The following is an 8,266-nucleotide window of genomic DNA, read 5'->3' as shown; positions in this document are numbered from 1 at the left end:
AACATAAATTCATTTTTGTCCATGTCCAAATTGTTTAGAACAAAACTACTCCCTTAGGTTGATCTAAAAAATATGGGGTTCGTCGGGCGGATACGAGTATTTTCTAAATCAAATTGATATAAAACTTCATTGTCTCCATTAATTATTGAGTAGTTGATAAGCAAGTCCACCATTATTATATTGGGACACTCATCTTTATAATATTTGGCTGCAAAGAACAGAAAATTTGGATGATAATTTCTTTGAGCTTCAGTGGTATTTTTACTATAATACTCTGCATTGCCATGATAATATTCATGTGTGGTATCAAAGTCAAGTATTGGAGCAACAGCTGGATAATAATACTCTAAAGTAATATGTTCATTTTGATTAACTATTAAAAGGTATACTTGCAGATAGTCAAGATAGCGCGCTGTTAGTTTGTAGATACCTTGTGCTAGTTTTAAGTTTATCTCGGTAGCAATACCTGAGTAAATGATTTCGAAATTTGCACCAATAACAGTCAGTAGTATTCCTTCAATGCGTTGTTTAAATGAAATATTGATATGATATGTATTTTCAGAATTCAACATAGGTCATCGTATTTATGGAATAATTTTCAATTAATTTTACTTCATTCGATACGTTATCAATTATACAGCTAAAACCACGCTGCAAATTAACATCCCATTTTTCACCACTTTTTACATTATCTATGCGAAGTGGTGTAGCATCTATTGCTAATAATGTTACATTTGAATCTCTTGTAAAAGTGATTTCGCAATTGTGTAAAGCATTAAACTTTTCAAGTTCACAAATTATAATATCATCGCCATTAGTTCCTTGCGTATAAGCGTCGCCTATTTGAATCTTTCCTTCTTTATTTGCATAGGATTCAAAATTTTTATTAATATGTTTTTTTAATGCATCAGAAGTTATTCGGCCCTCATTATTAAGGTCAGCATCACCATTCATAGAATCCATCAAAAAGGAGGTAAATGCACCTCTTTTTTTATCTACACCTACTTCATAACTAAGTTTTCCATACATTGTAGCATTGCAAATAAGGATACTGGGAGATTTTTTATCACCTATAGGCGTTTCCCAATCTGGCATAGGCGATTTAGCATCAATATTTTGATCGTACTCCCTGCAGCAATCAAGAAATATTAAAATCTCATCAAAAACGCCTTTATTTATAAACCATGATTTATAGTCAGCACTAGATATACAGTGGTTTACCCATTCAGGCCATAAGCGTAAGCACAAAGCTGTTTTTTCATAAGAAACACCTATTCCATGACCAGCAAAATAAAAATACAATCTGTTTTTTTCAGCTCTGTGTTTTTTAGCATCTTGAATTATATTATTAATGACCTTATCTATATCTCTGTTGTCAGCAATTTCGTTAGTACTTTCAGATATTAAAAGCTGTAAATTATCATCAGCTGTATTGTTTATAAGGGCATTGTCAATATTTATTTCAGTATGTTCTCCTCTAAATTTTTCTATGGTGGCAGCGCTAGCTGAAACAAGTTTTTTACTAAACAAATATCTAGCAAAACCTTTGGCATCACTTACCGCAGCGGACAGGGGTTTTTTTTCATAATGATCTATTCCTATAATAATTGCATAATTCATAATTTAAATAGATTTAAGGATAGATCGTAAGGTATCAATATCGTTATCAAAGTCACCATGTTTTAGGGATTTGGAACGCATGCTTTCATCAAAGTTTGTTGTATCAACAGATAATACTAGCTTGTTGCTATTTATAAACGAATTGAGTTGAACTAACTCTGTAAAGCCCGCATAACGTCCTTCGATTTTAAATTGTTCATGGAGACCCATAATTTTAGCATCTACTTCCTCTTCAAAGAGACCTGAAACTAAATATAATAGCGAGTGTGTGTAAATGTAGGGTAAACAATGATCTTTTTTTTCGCTGTTTTCCTCCATTGTAAACATTTTAAAATTTTTAAAAACTCCATTATCCATAGCTAATTTTCCTTTTTCCAGAAATAAATCAGTTCTACAAGCAGGCGCTAGAAAGAAGACAGTGTTGTATTTAATTGATGGAAAGTTTTTAGTAGTAGCTTCTAGTAAATTACAAATTGCGATAGATCCAGCACTATGTCCTATTAATTCTATCTCGATTTTTTTGCCAGAGGCTAAACGGTTTTCTACGTAGTTGTTGAGTTGATTTAAAAAATAGGTTCCAGCATGCTGATTGTCTCCAGTTAATCCAGAATTACTTGAAAATATTTCAGCTGATTTATCTTTCATTTGTTTCCATCCCCAATGTCCCACTTTATCCAAATAAATTTTACGGAAGGCTTCCTCCATAATTGTAGGATAAAAATCGTGATGTGTTTTATTATAATAGCGTTTAAGAACAGCAAAGGCAATTTTAGCTACTACGGTAGCAATAGTTAAAAAACCACCTCTTGTAATTACATCATTTTCTGTAGGCAAATTTGTAATTTCATCGGATCCTTCTTCGGCTATTAATTTCTTAGATTCTAATTCAAGCTTTTTATAATATTCGCTGTAAAGTTCCTCTTCATCATCAATGTCAAGTCCAGCACCGCCTCTTGCACCCATAGATTGATCTAAGTTTTCAAATGGTGCTGCTTTATGTTTTTCATCAAAAATGGTGTCGTCTTCTAAATATTCTCCGCCACCTCTTGCATCTTCAATTCCTAATCTTTTACCCACAATCTTAATAACAAACTTGGTTACTTCTTCAAATAAATCAGTACCGGCAAGTTCTTTTACCTTTTTTAAGTTTTGAGATAATGTTTCCATTGGTCCAGTTTCCCAAATAAAAGATACCACATGTCTCTTTGACTTGACATCAGCAAAATAATTTTTCATAAGTTCAGCTGCCGCTAAGCCATTTTTCTCCGTTACTAAACCACCATGAAAATAAATCACTAATTTTTCTAAATCATTTTCCTCTAGAAAACTGAATATAGCATCTACATCCATTGGGGTAGAGTGCACTTTTCCCGAATCAGCAAATGTTCCGTTTGCACCAATATTTATAAAGTATTTTTTATCAAGGTTTTCCATTTGCGTTTGTGTTTAATGGTTAGATTATATTTTTAAAGAGCTTTTTTTTAAAAATAATTTGATAAGATTAAAATCTTCAAAAATTAAAATTTTATGGTACCATTAAACATAAAGATTGCTACATGATGATTAGTCATGATAAATTGCTAGCTTAGATTTAAAAACTTAATGAAAACTAGCATTTCTTTGTTTGTAGACAATTTATTTATTTTTAACAGAATTTATAATGATAATCGGCAGTAAAAATTAATTGTAAGGTAGAGCTTTTAATTTCTTATTATCTGATTAGTAACAATCTAAGATAATAATAATCTAACTATAATTTAAAATTCCGTTCTAAAATTTTAAATTTTAATTAGCAATCTTTAAATCAGTTTTAATTTAGAACAATACATTTTTTTCAAATCTAATTTTGATGATCTTTTATAATTAGTTTGTGTCGAAAATTTTAGGTTTCATATCTAGTTCTAAAAAGCATTTTCTGGCTGTAATTATTGTTTTTATTGAAATTTCAGTACTCTTTAAAATATAGTACTTAATGATTTGGTTTGCTGGCTGATCATCGTACATGATTACTTATTAGTATGTGCCCGTGAGAGTATTATCTATTTTAGTTACCTAATATTTAAGTATAGGTTAAGCTGCATTTTTTCAATTGTAAATAGAATTAGGTTTTATTAAATGGTATTTATGTAGCATCAATTTGAAATCAAATTTTGGTTTGGCATAGTGATTGAAACTTTAAAAGATTAATAATTATGCAATTTTAAACCCACAATTTATAACAAGAAATGAGTTTGAAGCTTTAAATTTGCTTAATTAATGAAAATTTTTACTGACAAAAAGACTTAAAACACATTATGTCCAATCATAAAATACTTACCATTGACAATCTGTCACTTCAAGAATTTGATTCAGAAGCAGATTTAATTCCGCTTTTGACTCCTGAAGATGAGGAAGAAATGAATAATGAAGAATTACCTGAATTATTAGCGATATTACCGTTGCGAAATATGGTGTTATTTCCAGGAGTTGTTATTCCTATCACAGCTGGACGCGATAAATCTATAAAGCTAATTAATGATGCAAATGCTGCTGGAAAAAACATAGGTGTTGTAGCTCAAATAAATGAGGAGGAAGAAGATCCTACTAAGAAAGACATTCATACTATAGGAACTGTAGCTCGTATTTTACGTGTTTTGAAAATGCCTGACGGTAATGTTACCGTAATTCTTCAAGGTAAAAAGCGTTTTGAAATTGATTCGGTTATTGAAGATACGCCTTATATTACAGCAAAAATTAAAGAAGTTCCTGAGACGCGACCTAAGAAAAACGATACTGAATTTGTAGCAATTCTTGAATCAGTCAAAGATTTAGCCATCCAGATTATAAAGGAGAGTCCAAATATACCCAGTGAAGCCACTTTTGCTATAAAAAATATTGAAAGTCAATCGTTCCTGATCAATTTCGTCACTTCAAATATGAACTTGCCCGTTAAGGACAAACAAGATTTATTAGCGATTAGTGAATTAAAAGATAGAGCTTTAGAAACATTGCGCTATATGAATATTGAGTTGCAAAAACTTGAATTGAAAAATGACATTCAATCTAAAGTGCGTTTTGACTTAGATCAGCAGCAGCGGGAATATTTTTTGCATCAGCAAATGAAAACTATTCAAGAGGAGTTAGGTGGTGTTTCTCAAGAAGAGGAGATGGACGAAATGTTGCAGAAGTCTCTAAAAAAGAAATGGGATGAAAAAACGAAGAAGCATTTTGAAAAAGAATTATCAAAAATGCGTCGTATGAATCCACAAGCTCCTGATTTTGGAATTCAAAGAAATTATTTAGAACTGTTTTTAGAATTACCTTGGAATGAATATTCTAAAGATAATTTTGATTTAAAACGAGCTCAAAAAATTCTTGACAAAGATCATTTTGGTTTAGAAGAAGTGAAGAAGAGAATGATAGAACATTTGGCAGTTTTAAAATTGCGAAATGATATGAAATCACCAATTATTTGCCTCACAGGGCCTCCAGGAGTAGGAAAAACTTCTATAGGTCGTTCTGTAGCTGAAGCTTTGGGTAGGGAATATGTACGTATTTCTCTTGGTGGATTGCGTGATGAATCAGAAATACGTGGACATAGAAAAACGTATATAGGAGCAATGCCGGGCCGTATTATTCAAAGTTTAAAAAAAGCGGGGACGTCTAATCCTGTCTTTGTATTAGATGAAATCGATAAATTGTCTAATAGTCATAATGGAGATCCATCATCAGCTTTACTAGAAGTTTTAGACCCAGAACAAAACAATTCTTTTTATGATAATTTCTTAGAGATGGGTTATGACTTATCTAAAGTGATGTTTATAGCCACTTCTAATACTATGGCTTCTATTCAACCTGCTTTGCAAGACCGAATGGAGATCATAAGAATGTCAGGTTATACCATCGAAGAAAAAATTGAAATTGCGCGTCAACATCTGTTTCCACGCCAATTAAAGGAGCACGGAATGACTTCTAAAAACTTGACTATTGGAAAAAAACAATTAGAAAAAATTGTAGAAGGATATACTCGTGAATCAGGTGTTCGAGGTCTTGAAGCTAAAATTGCTCAAGTTATTCGTCATGCAGCTAAATCAGTTGCAATGGACGAAGAATACAATAAGAAAGTTACTGATGAAGATATTATAAAAGTACTTGGCGCACCACGATTAGGTAGAGATAAATATGAAAGTAATGATGTTGCTGGAGTAGTAACTGGACTTGCTTGGACCTCAGTAGGTGGAGATATACTTTTTATAGAATCGTTACTTTCTCCAGGAAAAGGCATCATGACTATTACTGGAAATCTAGGAATTGTGATGAAAGAATCTGCGACAATTGCTTTAGAATATATTAAAGCTAATACAAAACTGTTAGGTCTTAATGCTGAAACTCTTTCTAAATATAACATCCATTTACACGTTCCTGAAGGCGCTACTCCAAAAGATGGTCCAAGTGCAGGTATCGCGATGTTGACCTCATTAGTATCTTTATTTACTCAAAAAAGAGTAAAAAATAATTTAGCAATGACAGGAGAAATTACTTTAAGAGGAAAAGTATTGCCTGTAGGTGGAATAAAAGAGAAGATCTTAGCAGCAAAAAGAGCTAATATTAAAGAGATTATTCTGTGTCAGCAAAACCAAAGCGATATTGAAGAAATAAAACCTGAATATTTAGAAGGTTTGACTTTTCATTATGTAAAAGAAATGAGCGAAGTATTAAAATTTGCATTGACAGATCAGGATGTTAAAAACGCAAAAGAACTTTAGGTAACAGAGGTTTAAATTTTCGAATTCCAAATACCAAGACTTATTTGATAAGAATTGTAATTTGGAATTTTTTTTTGATTTATTTTAAAATTATAATTTTATCTTCGCAACTGCGTTTTCCTTACAAACTGCTCTTAAAATATGTTTAAAAAACTTATATTTTTCTCTTTTTTTTTGATTTGTACTGGTTCTCACAGTCAAATAGGAGGAAAGTACATCTATCAGTTTTTAAACTTAGTAACTTCACCAAGGCAAGCTGCTTTAGGAGGAAAAGTGATTACTATTTATGATAATGACGTTAATCAGGCACATTATAATCCAGCTACAATAAATGCAGAAATGGATAATCATTTGAGTCTTAATTACGGAAGTTATTATGGTGAAGTCACTTATGGAACCGCATCGTATGCCTATACTTATGATCGTCATATTCAAACTTTTCAGGCTGGAGTAAATTATGTTCATTACGGCAATTTTGACGGTTATGATGAAAATGGACAGGCAACCTCCTCTTTTACAGGAAGCGAAATAGCTGTAAATTTAGGTTATTCCTATAATGTTCCCTTTACTGATTTACACATTGGAGCATCTGGCAAATTGATTTCTTCAACCTTAGAATCATATCAATCTTTTGGAGGTGCTGTAGACATTGGTGCTCTTTATATCGATGAACGAAATGATGTAAATTGGGCTATATCAATTCGCAATATTGGAACTCAGTTTTCTACCTATAATGGAATAACTGAAAAATTACCATTAGAAATTATAGCTGGGGTTTCGCAAGAGCTTGAAAATGTTCCTATCAGATGGCATCTAACTTTGGAAAATTTACAACAATGGAATATAGGTTTTCCTAATCCAAATAGATTAGAATCTTCATTTGATGGAGAGCAAACGCAAGAAAAAGTTTCATTTGTTAATAATGCTTTACGCCATGTTATTATGGGTGTAGAACTTTTCCCAAAAAAAGTAATAAATTTACGCGTTGGTTATAATTTTAGAAGAGCTGAAGAATTACGAATTGTAGATCAACGTAATTTTTCTGGAATTTCATTGGGCTTCGGACTAAAAATGAATAAACTCAAATTTAATTATTCCTATTCAAGATATACATTAGCAGCAAATTCAAGCCTTTTCGGATTAACTGTAAACTTTCAATAAATTGTCCTTTAAAAATAAATTATAATCGTGAAAAAAATTACTATCGCAATTGATGGGTTTTCATCAACTGGAAAAAGCACTTTAGCAAAGCAACTTGCCAATCATTTAGGATATGTTTTTGTAGATACTGGCGCTATGTACCGCGCTGTAACATTATTTGCAATGCAACATGGATATATGTCAGCTGATTTTTTTGATAAAAAATCTTTAGTAAATAGTTTACCATTTATCAAATTAGTATTTAAATTTAATGCTGATTTGGGTTATGGCGAAATGTATTTGAACGATGTAAATGTTGAAACCGAAATTAGAAAAATAGAAGTTTCTCATTTCGTTAGTAAAGTTGCTGAAGTTTCTGAAGTTAGAAGCAAGCTGGTCGAACAGCAGCAAGAAATGGGAAAGGACAAAGGAATTGTAATGGATGGGAGAGATATAGGAACAGTTGTTTTCCCTGATGCAGAGCTTAAAATTTTTATGACCTCCAGCCCTGTAACTAGAGCACAAAGACGTTATGATGAACTAATTGCAAAAGGAGATGTTATCACCTTTGAAGAAGTAATTGAAAATGTGGTTGAACGGGATTATATTGATTCTCATCGTAAAGATTCTCCTTTAGTTATGGCTGATGATGCCATTGAAATAGATAATTCTCATTTAGATAGGGAAGAGCAATTCCAACTGGTTTTAGATTTGGTAAATGAATGTACTAAATCGTTATAATTAATTGCAAATCTCATTTT

The 8,266-nt window shown here is 31.7% G+C and carries 6 protein-coding genes; 3 read left to right on the top strand and 3 right to left on the bottom strand.

Going from position 1 to position 8,266, the window contains the following annotated elements; genetic code table 11:
- Nucleotides 1–53: 53 nt before the first annotated feature.
- Genes RCH18_RS13090 through RCH18_RS13080 form a run of 3 tightly spaced genes read right to left on the bottom strand, consistent with a single transcriptional unit; the run spans nt 54 to nt 3,054 of the window.
- Nucleotides 54–572 carry a hypothetical protein gene (locus RCH18_RS13090; RefSeq protein ID WP_326937212.1) on the bottom strand — a complete coding sequence of 173 codons (519 nt, stop codon included), beginning with the start codon at nt 570–572 and terminating at the stop codon, nt 54–56.
- Nucleotides 559–1,620 carry a caspase family protein gene (locus RCH18_RS13085; RefSeq protein ID WP_326937211.1) on the bottom strand — a complete coding sequence of 354 codons (1,062 nt, stop codon included), beginning with the start codon at nt 1,618–1,620 and terminating at the stop codon, nt 559–561. The genes RCH18_RS13090 and RCH18_RS13085 overlap by 14 nt, the downstream gene beginning before the upstream one ends.
- 3 nt (nt 1,621–1,623) lie before the next feature.
- Entirely contained in the window at nt 1,624–3,054 is a 1,431-nt protein-coding gene (locus RCH18_RS13080; RefSeq protein WP_326937210.1) for a hypothetical protein, read from the bottom strand.
- 860 nt (nt 3,055–3,914) lie between these two features.
- On the opposite strand from RCH18_RS13080, the gene lon reads away from it, so the two are divergent.
- The 3 genes from lon to cmk all read left to right on the top strand — a co-directional run bounded on the left by lon (nt 3,915) and on the right by cmk (nt 8,246).
- Nucleotides 3,915–6,365 (top strand): endopeptidase La, encoded by a 2,451-nt coding sequence (gene lon, locus RCH18_RS13075; RefSeq protein ID WP_326937209.1) that lies wholly within the window; start codon nt 3,915–3,917, stop codon nt 6,363–6,365.
- Nucleotides 6,366–6,506: 141 nt separating this feature from the next.
- Nucleotides 6,507–7,526 carry a type IX secretion system protein PorQ gene (gene porQ, locus RCH18_RS13070; protein WP_326937208.1) on the top strand — a complete coding sequence of 340 codons (1,020 nt, stop codon included), beginning with the start codon at nt 6,507–6,509 and terminating at the stop codon, nt 7,524–7,526.
- Nucleotides 7,527–7,553: 27 nt separating this feature from the next.
- On the top strand, nt 7,554–8,246 hold the full coding sequence (cmk, locus tag RCH18_RS13065) for a (d)CMP kinase (protein WP_326937207.1): 693 nt from the start codon (nt 7,554–7,556) through the stop codon (nt 8,244–8,246).
- Nucleotides 8,247–8,266 lie beyond the last annotated feature (20 nt).

This window comes from Flavobacterium sp. PL11 (assembly GCF_035985025.1).
Classification (GTDB): Bacteria; Bacteroidota; Bacteroidia; order Flavobacteriales; family Flavobacteriaceae; genus Flavobacterium.
The sequence above is the reverse complement of the archived record's forward strand: the minus strand, read 5'-3'. Positions and strand labels throughout refer to the sequence as shown.

Coding starts and splice junctions, on each gene's coding strand:
- RCH18_RS13085 (WP_326937211.1), bottom strand. CDS start 1,620: ATGAATTATGCAATTATTATAGGAATAGATCATTATGAAAAAAAACCC.
- lon (WP_326937209.1), top strand. CDS start 3,915: ATGTCCAATCATAAAATACTTACCATTGACAATCTGTCACTTCAAGAA.
- RCH18_RS13080 (WP_326937210.1), bottom strand. CDS start 3,054: ATGGAAAACCTTGATAAAAAATACTTTATAAATATTGGTGCAAACGGA.
- RCH18_RS13090 (WP_326937212.1), bottom strand. CDS start 572: ATGTTGAATTCTGAAAATACATATCATATCAATATTTCATTTAAACAA.
- porQ (WP_326937208.1), top strand. CDS start 6,507: ATGTTTAAAAAACTTATATTTTTCTCTTTTTTTTTGATTTGTACTGGT.